This is a genomic window from Enterobacter sp. SES19, assembly GCF_011765665.1.
Lineage (GTDB): Bacteria > Pseudomonadota > Gammaproteobacteria > Enterobacterales > Enterobacteriaceae > Enterobacter > Enterobacter pseudoroggenkampii.
The window spans coordinates 4049025-4065324 of record NZ_CP050320.1 but is presented as its reverse complement, the minus strand read 5'-3'; the positions used below and the strand labels follow the sequence as shown (position 1 = coordinate 4065324).

General features: G+C 58.4%; 15 protein-coding genes. 9 read left to right on the top strand and 6 right to left on the bottom strand.

From position 1 onward, the window contains the following. Entirely contained in the window at positions 1-951 is a 951-nt protein-coding gene (locus GXP72_RS19315) for an iron-siderophore ABC transporter substrate-binding protein (protein ID WP_208763930.1), read from the top strand. Further along, positions 948-1823 (top strand): MurR/RpiR family transcriptional regulator, encoded by an 876-nt coding sequence (locus tag GXP72_RS19310; protein ID WP_048990494.1) that lies wholly within the window; start codon positions 948-950, stop codon positions 1821-1823. The genes GXP72_RS19315 and GXP72_RS19310 overlap by 4 nt, the downstream gene beginning before the upstream one ends. An 88-nt stretch (positions 1824-1911) precedes the next feature. Here GXP72_RS19310 and GXP72_RS19305 read toward each other — a convergent pair whose 3' ends face one another. The 4 genes from GXP72_RS19305 to qseB form a co-directional block, all read right to left on the bottom strand. Next, positions 1912-2226 carry a putative quinol monooxygenase gene (locus tag GXP72_RS19305; protein WP_008502984.1) on the bottom strand — a complete coding sequence of 105 codons (315 nt, stop codon included), beginning with the start codon at positions 2224-2226 and terminating at the stop codon, positions 1912-1914. A 31-nt stretch (positions 2227-2257) separates the two neighbouring features. Beyond that, complete coding sequence (locus GXP72_RS19300; protein ID WP_047650114.1) at positions 2258-2839, bottom strand: NAD(P)H-dependent oxidoreductase; 582 nt, start codon at positions 2837-2839, stop codon at positions 2258-2260. Positions 2840-2944: 105 nt separating this feature from the next. Beyond that, complete coding sequence (gene qseC, locus GXP72_RS19295; RefSeq protein WP_208763258.1) at positions 2945-4294, bottom strand: quorum sensing histidine kinase QseC; 1350 nt, start codon at positions 4292-4294, stop codon at positions 2945-2947. Then, entirely contained in the window at positions 4291-4950 is a 660-nt protein-coding gene (gene qseB / locus GXP72_RS19290) for a quorum sensing response regulator transcription factor QseB (protein ID WP_061714467.1), read from the bottom strand. Before qseB ends, qseC begins: the two co-directional genes overlap by 4 nt. A 138-nt stretch (positions 4951-5088) precedes the next feature. Between qseB and GXP72_RS19285 the strand changes: the two genes are divergently transcribed. From GXP72_RS19285 to GXP72_RS19260, 6 genes are all read left to right on the top strand, one after another. Continuing rightward, positions 5089-5490, top strand: a complete 402-nt coding sequence (locus GXP72_RS19285; RefSeq protein WP_061714468.1) for a NirD/YgiW/YdeI family stress tolerance protein — start codon at positions 5089-5091, stop codon at positions 5488-5490. A 118-nt stretch (positions 5491-5608) separates the two neighbouring features. Next, positions 5609-7867 (top strand): DNA topoisomerase IV subunit A, encoded by a 2259-nt coding sequence (parC, locus tag GXP72_RS19280; protein ID WP_024906504.1) that lies wholly within the window; start codon positions 5609-5611, stop codon positions 7865-7867. Positions 7868-8030: 163 nt separating this feature from the next. Continuing rightward, a complete protein-coding gene (gene plsC / locus GXP72_RS19275) occupies positions 8031-8768 on the top strand; it encodes a 1-acylglycerol-3-phosphate O-acyltransferase (protein WP_024906505.1) in 738 nt (245 codons plus the stop codon). Between the two features lie 58 nt (positions 8769-8826). Continuing rightward, a complete protein-coding gene (gene ftsP, locus GXP72_RS19270; protein WP_208763257.1) occupies positions 8827-10239 on the top strand; it encodes a cell division protein FtsP in 1413 nt (470 codons plus the stop codon). Positions 10240-10370: 131 nt separating this feature from the next. Then, the gene (locus tag GXP72_RS19265) at positions 10371-12545 is read left to right on the top strand and encodes a YgiQ family radical SAM protein (RefSeq protein WP_032650245.1); all 2175 of its coding nucleotides are present in this window, start codon (positions 10371-10373) and stop codon (positions 12543-12545) included. Between the two features lie 109 nt (positions 12546-12654). Further along, a complete protein-coding gene (locus tag GXP72_RS19260) occupies positions 12655-13056 on the top strand; it encodes a carboxypeptidase-like regulatory domain-containing protein (protein ID WP_048990484.1) in 402 nt (133 codons plus the stop codon). A 41-nt stretch (positions 13057-13097) separates the two neighbouring features. Here GXP72_RS19260 and dkgA read toward each other — a convergent pair whose 3' ends face one another. Continuing rightward, positions 13098-13925, bottom strand: a complete 828-nt coding sequence (gene dkgA / locus GXP72_RS19255) for a 2,5-didehydrogluconate reductase DkgA (protein WP_061714471.1) — start codon at positions 13923-13925, stop codon at positions 13098-13100. Positions 13926-14030: 105 nt separating this feature from the next. Next, positions 14031-15194, bottom strand: a complete 1164-nt coding sequence (gene yqhD / locus GXP72_RS19250; protein ID WP_024906510.1) for an alcohol dehydrogenase — start codon at positions 15192-15194, stop codon at positions 14031-14033. Positions 15195-15389: 195 nt separating this feature from the next. Here yqhD and GXP72_RS19245 point away from each other — a divergent pair, with 195 nt between their 5' ends. Next, positions 15390-16289 carry an AraC family transcriptional regulator gene (locus GXP72_RS19245; RefSeq protein ID WP_032650243.1) on the top strand — a complete coding sequence of 300 codons (900 nt, stop codon included), beginning with the start codon at positions 15390-15392 and terminating at the stop codon, positions 16287-16289. Positions 16290-16300 lie beyond the last annotated feature (11 nt).

Sequence of the window (16300 nt, the reverse complement as noted above, 5' to 3'; positions counted from 1 at the left end):
ATGCGCATACTGTTTTCGATGCTGTTGCTGGTGGGGTTCGCGGTGAGCGCGGCGGAGCCGACGCAGGTATTTACCGACGATTTGGGACGCAAGGTCGCTGTGCCGGTTCATCCGAAGCGGATTGTTTCATTACACGATCTGGATATCACCATTCCGCTGATTGAGCTTGGCGTGCCGCCGGTGGCGAGCCATGGCCGCACGCGGCCGGACGGCAGCCACTTTCTGCGCTCCAGCGGCATGCTGACCGGCGTCGACTTCGATAATTCCGATATCAAATTTATCGGCACGGCCGATATCGACATCGAAGCCATCGCCGCCGCAAAGCCTGACCTGATCGTTACCGAGCCGACCCGCAACACCCCGGTGGAACAGCTGGAAAAAATTGCCCCGACGGTAAGCATCGATCATCTCGACGGCGGCGCGCCGGAGATCTACCGCAAGCTGGCTCAGCTGACGGGAACGCAGGCGCGGCTCAAGGTTCTGGAACGGCGCTATCAGGAGCAGATTAAGGCGCTGAAGGCGACAATTGATACCAGCAAGGTGACCGTGTCCGTGATCCAGGCTAATCAGGGGAAAATCAACGCCATGCACAGCTACCACTCGCTGGGCCGCGTGCTGCGTGACGCCGGATTCAAATTCCCGCCGCTGATTGAGTCTATTCCGGAAGGGGGGCGGATTGACGTCAGCGCCGAGCGCCTGCCGGAGCTGGATGCCGATTTCGTCTTCGCCACCTGGCGCGGGGATACGGGCGGTAAACCGCAGGACGAGCTGGCGGCGATGGATGCGGTCATGCCGGGCTGGTGTCAGTTCCTGAATGCCTGCCGAACCGGGCGCTACGTGCTGATCTCGCGTGAAGAGGCGATCTCGAATTCGTTCGCGTCATTAGGGCTGATGGCCGCGCAGGTGCAGTCGCAGATTGCCGGGCGTCCGCTGCCGGAGGCGTCACGGTGATCCGAAGAGTCGATGTTTACGGTGAGCGATTCCGCTCGCGGGCGCATCAGCTGACGCCGCGTCTGCTGCAGGTCGCACGCTATATCCATGACAACCGCGAGGCGGTGATGGAGCAGACCGCCATGGAGATTGCCGCCGTATTGAAAACCTCGGACGCCACGGTAGTCCGCGCCATTCAGGCGCTGGGGTTCGCCGGGCTGCGCGATCTCAAGCAGACGCTGGAGCAGTGGTTTGGCCCAGTGGTCACCTCCAGCGAAAAGATGTCCACCACGGTGAACACGCTCGCCAGCGACGTTAACGCGAGCATTGATTTCGTGCTTGAGGGGCATCAGCACACCTGCGAGGTGTTATCCGAGCCCCACAACCGCTACGCGATGGCGCAGGCGGTCTCTCTGCTGGCGCAGGCGAGGCAGGTCGCCATATTTGGCATTGGTGCATCCGGCATTCTGGCCGAGTACACAGCCAGGCTTTTCAGCCGTATGGGGTTACCCGCCACGCCGCTTAACCGTACCGGGATCGGGCTTGCCGAACAGCTGATTGCGCTTCAGCGCGGCGACGTGCTGGTAATGATGGCGCAGAAATCCGCGCACCGGGAGGGGCAAACCACCCTGCGTGAAGCAAAACGTCTGGGCATTCCCACCATCCTGCTGACCAACGCCCTTGATTCGCGTTTCAGTAAGGAGGCCAGCGTGGTGATCCACGTTCCGCGCGGCGGCGAAAAGGGCAAAATCCCGCTCCACGGCACGGTGCTGCTGTGTCTGGAGATGATCATTTTATCCGTCGCCTCCACCGAGCCGCAGCGCACCATTAAGTCAATGAAGCGCATCAATGAGCTCCATCGCGGGTTAAAGCCGGGGAAGAAAAGCAGCTAAAAACAACAAAGCCCGGTGGCGCTAGCGCTTACCGGGCCTGGATCTGTTCTCCCTCTCCCTTGGGGAGAGGGCCGGGGTGAGGGGAAACTTAAACCCCTTGCTCCAGAATACGGATGTGGGTTTCCAGCACGTCACCCTTCACCGCGTCGCTCCATGCTTTCATGTGCGCGGTCTGCAGATGCGCTTCAAGATGCGCGACGGTTTCCCACTGCTCAACCATGATGATCGAGTCTGGCGCGGTCGCCTGGAAGCTGGCGTCAGTGGCGGCATCCACCATCGGCGCGTAGCCGTGGCAGCCTTCTTCTTTCAGTACGGTCGGGATAATTTTCGCGAACTGATCCAGCACCGCCTGGCGGTGATGTTGACCTGGACGAGTACGGATTTCTGCGATAACGGTAAGCATGTTTACTACTCCTTTAATTCCAGGCTACCAGTTAAGCAAAAATTTCCGCGAGATGCTTGCGATATTCTGCGATATAGCTCGGGACATCAGGCATTTTAATCACGTCGTTGACGATAAACGTCGGCAGCGGATCCATGCCCAGGAACTGATTCGCCTTGTGGAACGGCAGGTACGCACCGTCCACGCCCACGCCTTCGAAGAACTGATCTTTCTCGGTGAAGGCTTCCAGCGGCGCGTTCCAGGTCAGTGACAGCATATATTTTTTGCCCTGAATCAGACCGCCTGAACCGTATTTTTTGGACGCGTCAGAGCGGGTGCGACCGTCGCTTGCATACAGTGAGCCGTGACCTTCGGTGAACACGTCGTCCATGTATTTTTTTACGGTCCACGGCGCGCCCATCCACCAGCCTGGCATCTGCCAGATCACCACGTCAGCCCACAGGAAGTTCTGCACTTCGGCTTTCACATCGTAGTTGCTGTCTGCACGCACGACCTTAACATCATGCCCGGCGTCACGCAGGAAACCATCCGCGACCTCGGTCAGGGTGTCATTTAGCTGGCCTTTAGAGTGCGCAAATTCTTTTGCACCGTTAATAATCAGAATGTTGCTCATTATTTGTCCTCGACGATGAGAGTATGCCGGGTATTCTACGCGCGAGGACGGAGCGGAAAAATGAGCAAAATGTGCAAAGTCTTTTGCGTTAAACGCAATAATTCCTTACCAGATGACCTTCGCTTCAAAACCACCTTCAGGGGCATTGCTCAGCGAGACGCGCATCCCGTGCAGGGCGGCGATGCGTTTTACGATGGATAATCCCAACCCGCTGCCCGTGGCATCCTGACCCGGCGGACGATAAAAGCGCTCGCCGATGCGCGCCAGCGCGTCCGGTGAAATCCCGGGACCGTTGTCGCGCACGCTAAAGCTACGCGCGTCCAGCGTCACGTCCACCACGCTGCCGTGCGGGCTGTAGCGAATCGCGTTATCCAGCAGGTTGCGCACCAGCAGGCTCAGGAGCAGCGGCTGGCCCGTACGTGTAACCTCTGGTGCATGGATATTCAGGCGAACATCAATGCCCGCCTGCTGCGCCGGATGCCAGATATCCAGCACCGCCGACTGCAGTAGATCGGCAAGCGTTATCGGTTCGACATCGTCCAGGTTGTCCAGCGAGTCCAGACGCGACAGCGTGAGGAGCTGATCCACCAGCCGGGAAGCGCGGTCGATTCCCGCATGCAGCTGCGCCAGCGCTCTTTCCCGCGCCTGCGGATCGTCCTGCGAGAGCTGCGCCACGTCAGTTTGCACCTTCAGGGCCGCCAGCGGGCTGCGCAGCTCGTGGGCGGCATCGGACGTGAAGCGGCGCTCGCGGGTCATCATCTCCTGGGTGCGCGCGAAGAGATGATTCAGCGCGTCGAGCAGGGGGCGTACTTCTGTTGGTACGCCCTCCGTCGGCAGGTTATCTGTGGCATCCGGCGAGCGGGAGCGCAAGGTCTGCGCCAGTTTTTTCAGTGGCTTCAACTCCCGACTGAGGAGGAGAACCAGCAGCAGCAACATCACGGGCAGCGCCACCAGCCAGGGGGTCAGCTGTGAGCTGACCACGTCCAGCGCCATATCCTGGCGGTACTCCCACTCCTGACCGACCACCACGCGGTACTTCCCGTCGGGTGAGGTCAGCCACAGGAAACGCCATTCGTCGTTGTCGTCCTGGAGCTGCCCGTTAGCAAACCCGTCGCGGCGATAGTGGTACGGAATATCGCGCCCGTTCTCGCCGTCGTTGAGGAGCATTTTGCCGTCGACAGCGTAAATGGCGAAAGCCAGCGCGTCGTCATCCAGACGACCATGCTTCACTTTTTTGGGGATCTCACGCATGCGTTCGGGGGCGCGGATCTCGTCAAGATCCATCGTCAGCAGCCGTTTGGCAAACAGCATCTGCTGCGTGTCGAAGAGCTTATCCAGCTTGTGGGTGGTCTGCTGCCAGGCCACCAGGCTGGCGGCAAACCATGCCGTCAGGGAAAGCGCTAAAAAAAGGAGCGTCAGGCGCAGCTTCAGGCTCAGGCGTTGCGTCAGCTTCATGCGTCACCCAGGATATAGCCGATGCCGTGCACGGTGCGGATAAACTCGCTGCCAAGCTTGCGGCGCAGATGATGAACGTGCACTTCGATGGCGTTGCTGGAGACGTCGTCGTCCCATGTATACAGTTTTTCCTCGATAAGCTTTCGCGGCAGCACCCGACCCGCGTTACGCATTAACAGCTCCAGCAGCGCGAACTCTTTCGGCTTGAGCGTCAGCGGCTCACCGTCCAGCGTGGCGACGAGTCGGGTCGGATCGAGCGTGACCTTACCGTGGCGTAGCTCGCTACGCGTCTGGCCGTGACTGCGGCGGACTAGCGCCTCGAGGCGGGCACCCACTTCAATCAGCGCGAACGGCTTGCAGAGATAATCATCCGCGCCAAGACGCAGCCCTTCCACGCGCTGGTTAAGCGCATCCCGCGCAGTCAGGATCAATACCGGCTCGCTGCGCCCGCTTTCGCGCCACGCGCGCAGGATGTCCAGACCGTCGATTTCCGGCAGCGTCAGATCCAGCACCACGGCATCATAGGGCGCAGAAGCGAGCGCGGCCTGACCGGTTTTACCGTCGGTAAACCAGTCCACGCTAAAGCCCATTTTGCTTAACCCCGCCTTGATACCGTCACCGATTAACCTGTCGTCTTCTACCAGTAAAATGCGCATGTTCCCTCCTTGATGCCGTCAGTAAACCCTCTGTAAGCGCCTGCTGTACAGCAATAATAAATAAATTTTTCCCTTAAGAAGTTGTTAAGGATTACCCTGTTTAATGGACTGCGAAACCAGATTAAAGGGAGAGTTAATATGAAAAAATTCGCTGCTATTGCCGCCATCATGATGATGACCACTGCCCCCCTTTTTGCCGCGCAGGGCGGATTTAACGGCCCGTCTGCCGCACAGACCCAGACCCAAACGCAGGCAGGCGGTTTTGTCGATAATGACGCCAACCTCACCACCGCGGTGAAGGTGAAAGAGATGAAGGACGACAGTTGGGTGAAGCTGCGCGGGAACATCACCCAGCGCCTGTCCGATGACCGCTACACCTTCCGCGATGAGACCGGCACGGTGAACGTGGAAATTGACCACAAGCGCTGGAACGGCGTGACCGTCACCCCTCAGGATAAAGTGGAAATCCAGGGCAAGGTCGATAAAGAGTGGAACGATTTTGAAATCGACGTGAAGCAGGTCATTAAGCTGAACAAATAACCCGGAAAGGGCCGCATAAGCGGCCCTTTTTCTTTGTGACTCAACTCGCCAGATAAGGTAGTATCTGCGGCAATATTGCCTGAAACCCTTCGGTTTCTGAGTTGAGGAATCACACGTAATGAGCGATATGGCAGAGCGCCTCGCGCTACATGAATTCACGGAAAACGCCTACCTGAACTACTCCATGTACGTCATCATGGACAGGGCGTTGCCGTTTATCGGGGATGGCCTGAAGCCCGTTCAGCGCCGCATCGTCTATGCGATGTCCGAGCTGGGGCTGAACGCCACCGCCAAGTTCAAGAAATCCGCCCGTACCGTCGGTGACGTGCTGGGTAAATATCATCCGCACGGCGACAGCGCCTGCTATGAAGCGATGGTGCTGATGGCCCAGCCGTTCTCTTACCGCTACCCGCTGGTGGATGGCCAGGGGAACTGGGGTGCGCCGGACGATCCGAAATCCTTCGCGGCGATGCGTTATACCGAATCCCGTCTGTCTAAATATGCCGAAGTGCTGCTGGGCGAACTGGGTCAGGGAACCGTTGACTGGGTACCGAACTTCGACGGTACGCTGCAGGAGCCGAAGATGCTGCCTGCGCGTCTGCCGAATATCCTGCTGAACGGCACCACCGGTATTGCGGTCGGTATGGCGACGGACATTCCGCCGCACAACCTGCGTGAAGTGGCGAAAGCCGCCATCACCCTGATTGAGCAGCCGAAAGCCTCGCTCGACGATCTGCTGGATATCGTGCAGGGTCCGGATTTCCCCACCGAAGCCGAAATCATTACCTCGCGTGCGGAAATCCGCAAAATCTACCAGAACGGTCGCGGCTCCGTGCGCATGCGCGCGGTGTGGAATAAAGAAGACGGCGCCGTGGTGATCACCGCGCTGCCGCATCAGGTTTCCGGTGCCAAAGTGCTGGAGCAGATCGCCTCCCAGATGCGCAATAAAAAGCTGCCGATGGTGGACGACCTGCGCGACGAGTCTGACCACGAGAACCCGACCCGTCTGGTGATTGTGCCGCGCTCCAACCGCGTGGACATGGAGCAGGTGATGAACCACCTGTTTGCCACCACCGATCTGGAAAAAAGCTACCGCATCAACCTGAACATGATCGGCCTCGACGGACGCCCGGCGGTGAAAAACCTGCTGGAGATCCTCACCGAATGGCTGACGTTCCGCCGCGATACGGTACGCCGTCGTCTGAACCATCGTCTGGAGAAAGTGCTTAAGCGCCTGCATATCCTTGAAGGTTTGCTGGTGGCGTTCCTCAATATCGACGAGGTGATTGAGATCATCCGTACCGAGGACGAGCCGAAGCCCGCCCTGATGTCGCGCTTTGGCATCAGCGAAACCCAGGCCGAAGCGATCCTCGAGCTGAAGCTGCGCCATCTCGCCAAACTGGAAGAGATGAAGATCCGCGGCGAGCAGAACGAGCTGGAAAAAGAGCGCGATCAGCTGCAGGCGATCCTCGCGTCCGAACGCAAGATGAACACCCTGCTGAAGAAAGAGCTGCAGGCCGATGCCGACGCCTTCGGCGACGACCGTCGTTCTCCGCTGCACGAGCGCGAAGAAGCGAAGGCGATGAACGAGCACGACATGCAACCGTCCGAGCCGGTGACCATTGTCCTGTCGCAGAGCGGCTGGGTGCGCAGCGCCAAAGGCCACGATATCGACGCGCCGGGGCTGAGCTACAAAGCGGGCGACAGCTTCAAAGCGGCGGTGAAAGGGAAGAGCAACCAGCCGGTGGCGTTTATCGACTCCACCGGCCGCAGCTACGCCATCGACCCGATCACGCTGCCTTCCGCGCGCGGGCAGGGCGAGCCGCTCACCGGCAAGCTGACGCTGCCGCCGGGCGCGACGGTTGACCATATGCTGATGGAAGCCGATGACCAGAAGCTGCTGCTGGCGTCCGATGCGGGCTACGGCTTTATCTGTACCTTTAACGATCTGGTTTCCCGCAACCGTGCCGGTAAGGCGCTGATTAGCCTGCCGGACAACGCTCACGTGATGGCGCCGCTGGTGATTGAGAACGAAAGCGACATGCTGCTGGCGATCACCACCGCCGGACGTATGCTGATGTTCCCGGTCAGCGATCTGCCGGAGCTGTCGAAAGGCAAGGGCAACAAGATCATCAACATCCCGTCGGCGGAGGCCGCGAAAGGCGAAGATGGCCTGGCGCACCTCTTCCTCCTGCCGCCGCAGAGCACGCTGACCATTCACGTCGGCAAGCGCAAAATCAAGCTTCGTCCGGAAGAGTTACAGAAAGTGGTGGGTGAGCGCGGTCGCCGCGGCTCGCTGATGCGCGGTCTGCAGCGCATCGACCGCGTGGAGATTGACTCTCCTGCACGCAGCACCGCGGGTGACAGCGAAGAGTAATGTCGTGATACCCCCCTCTGTCCGGAGGGGGAATTTCAATAAAATTTCCCGTAAAATCGTTGTTAATTCGTGCGTTGCGATTAACAATACGCGCTCGTAATAAAGTCCTTACCTGGCCACAGGTGAAGTATAATTGTCAGCTGTTGGGGCTTCAGAGGTCGCTATGCTATATATTGTTCGTCTTATTCTTACCGTTATCTACTGTATTCTGGTCTGTATTTTCGGCTCTATTTACTGCCTGTTCAGCCCGCGTAATCCGAAGCATGTCGCCACCTTTGGCCATATGTTCGGGCGCCTTGCACCGCTGTTTGGTCTGAAGGTTGAAAAACGTCTGCCGGAAGGGGCGGAGAATTTCGGTAACGCCATCTATATCGCCAACCATCAGAACAACTACGATATGGTGACGGCCTCTAATATCGTGCTTCCACCGACCGTGACGGTGGGCAAAAAAAGCCTGCTGTGGATCCCGTTTTTTGGTCAGCTGTACTGGCTTACCGGTAACCTGCTGATCGACCGTAACAACCGTGCAAAAGCGCATAGCACCATTGCGGAAGTGGTGAATCATTTTAAAAAGCGCAAAATTTCAATCTGGATGTTCCCGGAAGGGACGCGTAGCCGCGGCCGCGGCCTGCTGCCGTTTAAAACCGGTGCGTTTCATGCCGCAATTGCGGCAGGTGTTCCAATTATTCCTGTGTGCGTTTCCAATACTTCGAATAAGATTAATCTTAACCGCCTGAATAACGGGCTGGTGATTGTCGAAATGCTGCCACCCGTCGATACCAGCAAATACGGTAAAGATCAGGTGCGCGAGCTGGCCGCGCACTGCCGTGATCTGATGGCTGAGCATATTGCGCTGCTCGACAAAGAAGTCGCAGAGAGAGAAGCCGCCGGTAAGATTTAATCCGGCGTTGAAGGGAAAACGAATTCCCGCGTTGTTAGTCGTTTCAGATGGAGCTTATATGTCACTCAGTCGGCGTCAGTTTATTCAGGCTTCGGGGATCGCCCTTTGTGCGGGTGCGATGCCGCTGACAGCCAGCGCCGCCGGGCAGCAACAGCCGCTGCCTATTCCGCCACTCATTGAATCCCGTCGCGGTCAGCCGCTTTTTCTGACGCTGCAGCGCAGCCACTGGTCCTTTACCCAGGGGACGCGTGCACCCGTCTGGGGCATTAACGGACGTTACCTTGGGCCGACCATTCGCGTGTGGAATGGCGATGACGTAAAGCTCATCTACAGTAACCGCACCCCTGAAAATGTCGCCATGACCATCAGCGGCCTGCAGGTGCCTGGCCCGCTGATTGGCGGCGCGGCGCGAATGATGTCCCCCAGCGCCGACTGGGCGCCCGTTCTGCCGATTCGCCAGAGCGCGGCAAGCCTGTGGTATCACGCCAACACGCCTAACCGCACGGCGCAGCAGGTCTATAACGGCCTGGCCGGAATGTGGCTGGTGGAAGATGAGGTCAGCAAATCCCTGCCGATCCCGAACCACTACGGCGTGGATGACTTCCCGATTATCATACAGGACAAACGTCTGGATAATTTCGGTACCCCGGAATACAGCGAACCGGGCAGCGGCGGCTTCGTTGGCGATACGCTGCTGGTAAACGGCGCGCAGAGCCCGTTTGTCGAAGTGTCCCGTGGCTGGGTGCGCCTGCGTCTGCTCAACGCGTCTAACTCGCGCCGCTATCAGCTGAAAATGAGTGATGGCCGTCCACTGCACGTAATTTCCGGCGATCAGGGCTTTTTACCGGCGCCGGTTTCCGTCAAACAGCTGGCGCTCTCGCCGGGTGAACGTCGCGAAGTGCTTATTGATATGACCAATGGGGATGAAGTGTCTGTCACCTGTGGCGAAGCGGCCAGCATTGTTGACCGTATTCGCGGGTTCTTTGAACCGTCGAGCATACTTGTCTCGACCCTGGTGCTGACCCTGCGTCCAACCGGTCTGCTGCCGCTGGTGACCGACAGCCTGCCAATGCGTCTGCTGCCGCAGGAGATCATGAGCGGCTCGCCGGTGCGCAGCCGTGATATCAGCCTGGGCGACGATCCGGGGATCAACGGCGCGCTGTGGGACGTCAACCGCATCGACATCACCGCGCAGCAGGGCGCCTGGGAGCGCTGGACGGTTCGTTCGGATATGCCGCAGTCGTTCCATATTGAAGGGGTGTCATTCCTGATCCGCAACGTCAACGGCGCGATGCCGTTCCCGGAAGATCGCGGCTGGAAAGATACCGTCTGGGTGGACGGTCAGGTCGAACTGCTCGTCTACTACGGTCAGCCTTCGTGGCCGCACTTCCCGTTCCTGTTCCACAGCCAGACGCTGGAGATGATGGACAGGGGCTCGGTAGGGCAGATGCTGATCAATCCGGCGCCGTAAATTGCTTTTCTCCCTCTCCCTGTGGGAGAGGGCTGGGGTGAGGGCAACAGCCCGCATAATACCCCTTCATTTCCCACATTGATCCAGCGTATAATCCCGCTCCTTTTGTCTATTTTTTCTTCGGAAGCATTATGAGCGCAATTTCCCTGATCCAGCCGGATCGTGACCTCTTCTCCTGGCCCCAGTACTGGGCGGCCTGCTTTGGACCGGCGCCGTTCCTGCCGATGTCCCGGGAAGAGATGGACCAACTGGGCTGGGACAGCTGCGACATTATTCTGGTCACGGGCGATGCCTACGTTGACCACCCGAGCTTCGGCATGGCCATCTGTGGCCGCATGCTTGAGGCGCAAGGTTTCCGCGTGGGGATCATCTCCCAGCCTGACTGGAACAGCAAAGACGACTTTATGCGTCTGGGTAAACCCAACCTGTTCTTCGGCGTGACCGCAGGCAACATGGACTCGATGATCAACCGCTATACCGCCGACCGTAAGCTGCGTCATGACGACGCCTACACGCCGGATAACGTGGCGGGTAAACGCCCCGACCGCGCGACCCTGGTCTATACCCAGCGCTGCAAAGAAGCCTGGAAAGACGTCCCGGTGATCCTGGGCGGCATCGAGGCGAGCCTGCGCCGTACCGCGCACTACGATTACTGGTCTGATACCGTTCGCCGCTCGGTGCTGGTGGACTCCAAAGCCGACATGCTGATTTACGGCAACGGCGAGCGTCCGCTGGTGGAAGTGGCGCACCGTCTGTCGCAGGGTGAGCCGGTGAGCAGCATCCGTGACGTGCGCAATACCGCCATCATGGTGAAAGAGGCGCTGCCGGGCTGGCGCGGTGTGGATTCCCGCATCATTGATATGCCGGGCAAAATCGACCCGATCCCACACCCGTACGGTGAAGATCTGCCGTGTGCCGATAACAAGCCGGTTGAGCCGAAAAAAGCGGAAGCGAAGGCTATCGTCGTGCAGCCGCCGCGCCCGAAACCGTGGGAAAAGACCTACGTGTTGCTGCCGTCCTACGAGAAGGTGAAAGCCGACAAGGTGCTCTACGCGCACGCGTCCCGTATTCTGCACCATGAAACCAACCCAGGCTGCGCCCGCGCGCTGATGCAGAAGCACGGCGAGCGTTTTATCTGGATCAACCCGCCGGCCATCCCGCTCTCCACCGAAGAGATGGACAGCGTCTTTGCGCTGCCGTACAAGCGCGTGCCGCACCCGGCGTACGGCAACGCCCGCATCCCGGCGTATGAGATGATCCGCTTCTCGATCAACATCATGCGCGGCTGCTTCGGCGGATGCTCCTTCTGCTCCATTACCGAGCACGAAGGGCGTATTATTCAGAGCCGTTCGGAAGAGTCGATTATCAATGAGATCGAAGCGATTCGCGACACGGTGCCGGGCTTTACCGGTGTGATTTCTGACCTCGGTGGCCCAACCGCCAACATGTACATGCTGCGCTGCAAGTCGCCGCGCGCGGAGCAAACCTGTCGTCGCCTCTCCTGCGTCTATCCGAGCATTTGCGAGCACATGGACACCAACCACGAGCCGACGATTAACCTCTACCGCCGCGCGCGCGATCTGAAGGGCATCAAGAAGATCCTGATCGCTTCCGGGGTACGTTACGACATCGCCGTGGAAGATCCTCGCTACATCAAAGAGCTGGCGACGCATCACGTCGGCGGCTATCTGAAGATTGCGCCGGAGCATACCGAAGAAGGCCCGCTGTCGAAGATGATGAAGCCGGGCATGGGCAGCTATGACCGCTTTAAAGAGCTGTTCGACACCTACTCGAAGCAGGCGGGCAAAGAGCAGTATCTGATCCCGTACTTCATCTCCGCCCACCCGGGCACGCGCGATGAGGACATGGTGAACCTGGCCCTGTGGCTGAAGCAGCGTCGCTTCCGTCTGGATCAGGTGCAGAACTTCTATCCATCACCGCTCGCCAACTCGACGACTATGTATTACACCGGCAAGAACCCGCTGAGTAAGATTGGCTATAAGAGTGAAGAGGTGGTGGTGCCGAAAGGGGATAAACAGCGTCGTCTGCACAAGGCGCTGCTGCGTTACCACGATCCGAAAAACTGGCCGCTGATCCGCCAGGCGCTGGAAGAGATGGGTAAAAAACATCTGATCGGCTCGCGCCGCGACTGCCTGGTACCGGCCCCGACGCTGGAGGAGATGCGCGAAGCGCGTCGCCAGAACCGCAATACGCGCCCGGCGCTGACCAAGCACACGCCAATTGTGCATCAGCGTTCGAACGGTGGGGCGGGAACGAAGAAGAACGTAAAACGTAAGATCGGTTAAACCTGTAACAATGCCCGGTAGCGCTGCGCTTACCGGGCCTACAGGTCAGCGCGTAGGCCGGGTAAGGCCCGCCACCCGGCTTTTTCTGCATAAGGATAGGAGGCCCAAAATGAAAATAAGGAAGTTAACAGGAACGATGCTGATTGGCCTGACGTTATGCGGTTGTGTAATGCACCGCCAGACACAGCCAGAAGTGGAAGGACGTCTAATCGACAGCGCAGGTAAGCCAGTCTCTGGCGCTAAAATAACATTAGAGAGGGAGCAAACGCTTTCTGACGACAACGGTCGTTTTGCTTTTCAGAGCCAGCATGAGTGGATCTTTTTTCTGCCAATAGGTCCGATGGACTGGATTTATCACACCCCGCTCCAGATAAGTGTCAACGGAAAGGAATATGATGCAGAAGCAGGCGGAGGTCTCGGTGGGCCACATAAACTTGAAGGGAAAGCGTATAACGTTATTTGCACATTGCCTGATCTTCCCGGAGAAGCGAGATGTCAGTCCGGTTTATAGATTAAAACGAGCCCGGCGGAAGACCAGGCTCGTTTTAGGTATTACCCGCCAAACTGATCCGGGTCCGGCCCAAGCCGCTTACCCTTATCCAGCTTCGCAATCTCACCCAGCTCGTCTTTGTCCAGACGGAAATCCCAGACGTCGAAGTTCTCGGCGATGCGTGACGGCGTGACTGATTTCGGTATCACCACCAGGCCGTTGTCCAGATGCCAGCGAATGACGATCTGCGCCGGACTTTTGCCGTATTTATCCGCCAGTTCGCGAATAATTTTTTGATCGAACACGCCCTGGCCACCCTGCGCCAGCGGGCTCCAGGACTCGGTCTGGATTTTATGCGTGGCGTTCCAGGCGTGAAGCTGACGCTGCTGCAGCAGCGGGTGCAGCTCGATCTGGTTAATGACAGGCGCGACGCCCGTCTCGTCAATCAGCCGCTGCAGGTGATGAACCTGGAAATTACAGACGCCGATGCTTTTCACCAGCCCCTCTTTCTGCAGTTCAATCATCCCTTTCCAGGCATCAACGTAGTGATCGATAGCCGGAACCGGCCAGTGCATCAGCCAGAGATCGACGAAGTCGAGCTGGAGTTTTTCCAGGCTCTGTTCCAGGGCTTCGCGGGGACGTTTTTGGTCGTCGTTCCAGAGTTTAGTGGTGATGAACAACTCATCGCGAGGGACACCGGCGCTGGCCAGTGCGGTACCCACGCCGTCCTCGTTTTTGTACGCGGCGGCAGTGTCAATCGACCGGTAGCCGACTTCCAGGGCTTTATGAATGGCGGAGACGACCTCGTCGTTACCGGCTTTCCATACACCTAGCCCCAACTGGGGCATCACGTTGCCGTCCTGCAGCTTGATTACGGTTTGGTTTGCCATTTTTCCTCCTTCAGGTGCGCATCGCCGGAGGGTTCCTCCGGCGATGGGGTGTGCATTAAGTCTGGACGAAATGTCAAAAAACGAAAGTCGGGGGGACAAAAACGCTTAGCGTGCCGCCTCGTAAATACGACGGCTGACGTCCAGCGTGATGTCGCCGTGCTCGCCCAGATGGGTCATACCGTGCTCTTCGAGTTTCGCCAGCAGGGCAGGGATAGAGCTGCCGTCCAGGCCGTAGCCAGACAGACGCGTTGGCACGCCCAGACCTTCAAAGAAGCTGCGGGTCGCTTCGATGGCGGCATCAATACGCGCATCGTCAGAACCCTCGGTGATGTTCCACACGCGTTCAGCGTACTGCAGCAGCTTGGCGCGTTTGGTGTCGCGTTTTTCGTTCCACAGGGCAGGCAGCACAACGGCCAGCGTCTGAGCGTGGTCCAGACCGTGCATTGCCGTCAGCTCGTGGCCCAGCATGTGGGTTGCCCAGTCCTGCGGCACGCCAGCCCCGATCAGGCCGTTTAGCGCCTGCGTGGCGGCCCACATTACGTTGGCGCGAACGTCGTAGTTTTCCGGCTCTTTCAGCGCTTTCGGACCTTCTTCGACGAGAGTCAGCAGAATGCCTTCCGCGAAGCGATCCTGAATTTTGGCATTTACCGGATACGTGACGTACTGCTCAACGGTATGAACAAAGGCGTCGACCACGCCGTTCGCTACCTGACGCGCAGGCAGGGTGTAGGTGTAAACCGGGTCCAGAATGGCGAACACAGGCTGAACGTGTTCGTTCATGAATGCTTGTTTGTCACCGGTGGTTTTACGGGAGATCACCGCGCCCTTGTTGGATTCAGAACCGGTGGCCGGCAGGGTCAGCACGGAGCCCATCGGGATAGCGCTTTTGATGTCGCTGCCGCGGGTTTCCAGAATGTGCCATGGATCGATGCCGTCAGCGTAGTGCGCTGCCGCCGCGATGAATTTGGTACCGTCCAGCACGGAGCCGCCGCCGACCGCCAGCAGGAAGGTGATGTTTTCTTCGCGGGCGATTTTCACCGCGTTCATCAGCGTTTCGTAAGACGGGTTTGGCTCGATGCCGCCGAACTCACGCACGTCCAGACCGTCCAGCGCGCTGTAAACCTGATCCAATACGCCGGTTTTTTTCACGCTGCCGCCACCGTAGGTGATCAGCACGCGGGCGTCAGCAGGGATCTGCGCGCGCAGATCGGCGATAGCGTCTTTACCAAACAGAATGCGGGTTGGGGTGTGAAGATTAAAGTTGTTCATTGCTCGTTCCCTTTAGTGGGTGAAAAACCGTGGTGGCGCAGAGGGCGACCTGATGCTGCTCATTGTGGCCGCCCGGGGCTACGCCCTCAATGCACATTCCTGCCGATGTCTTGCCCATTTCTACAGAGCGCTGGAGAAAGCGCGGAAAACAACGCACACTGTCAACGTCGAAAACCGCACCCGGAGTAATGCAAGATGAACCGTGAGGCTATCTGCCAGCAGCTCACTGCGCAGATTAAAAGACTGATAGATAACGAAAATGGCGTCAGTGGCCTGCTTCCTGACATTCGCCTGCTTTATGGCACGCAGCCAGGGACGCGCACGCCGGTCATGTATCAGCCGGGCATCGTTTTTCTCTTCTCGGGCCATAAAATTGGCTATATCAACGAGCGCGTGTTCCGCTACGACACCAACGAATATCTGCTTCTGACGGTACCTTTACCCTTCGAATGTGAAACCTTCGCGACAGAGGCGGTTCCGCTGGCCGGTATTCGCGTCAACGTCGATATTCTTCAGCTGCAGGAGCTGCTGATGGAGATAGGTGAAGACGAGTTCTTCCAGCCTTCGATGGCGTCAAGCGGGATTAACTCGGCGACGCTGTCGGAAGAGATCCTCTGCGCCATTGAGCGTCTGCTGGACGTGATGGAGAGGCCGCTGGACGCGCGCATTCTGGGCAAGCAGATTATCCGCGAAATTCTCTACCACGTGCTGCTGGGCCCGGGGGGCGGAGCGTTACTGGCCCTGGTGAGCCGACAGACCCACTTCAGCCTGATAAGCCGCGTGCTCAAGCGTATCGAGAGCCAGTACACCGAAAACCTCAGCGTCGACCAGCTGGCGGCGGAAGCGAACATGAGCGTCTCGGCGTTTCACCATAATTTTAAATCGGTGACCAGCACCTCGCCGCTGCAGTACCTTAAAACCTACCGGCTGCATAAGGCGCGGATGCTGATGATCCACGACGGCATGAAGGCCAGCGCGGCGGCGATGCGGGTGGGCTACGAAAGTGCGTCGCAGTTCAGTCGGGAGTTTAAGCGCTATTTCGGCGTTACGCCGGGAGAGGATGCGTCACGTATAAGAACGATGCAGGGAGTCTGACGAAAAACGTA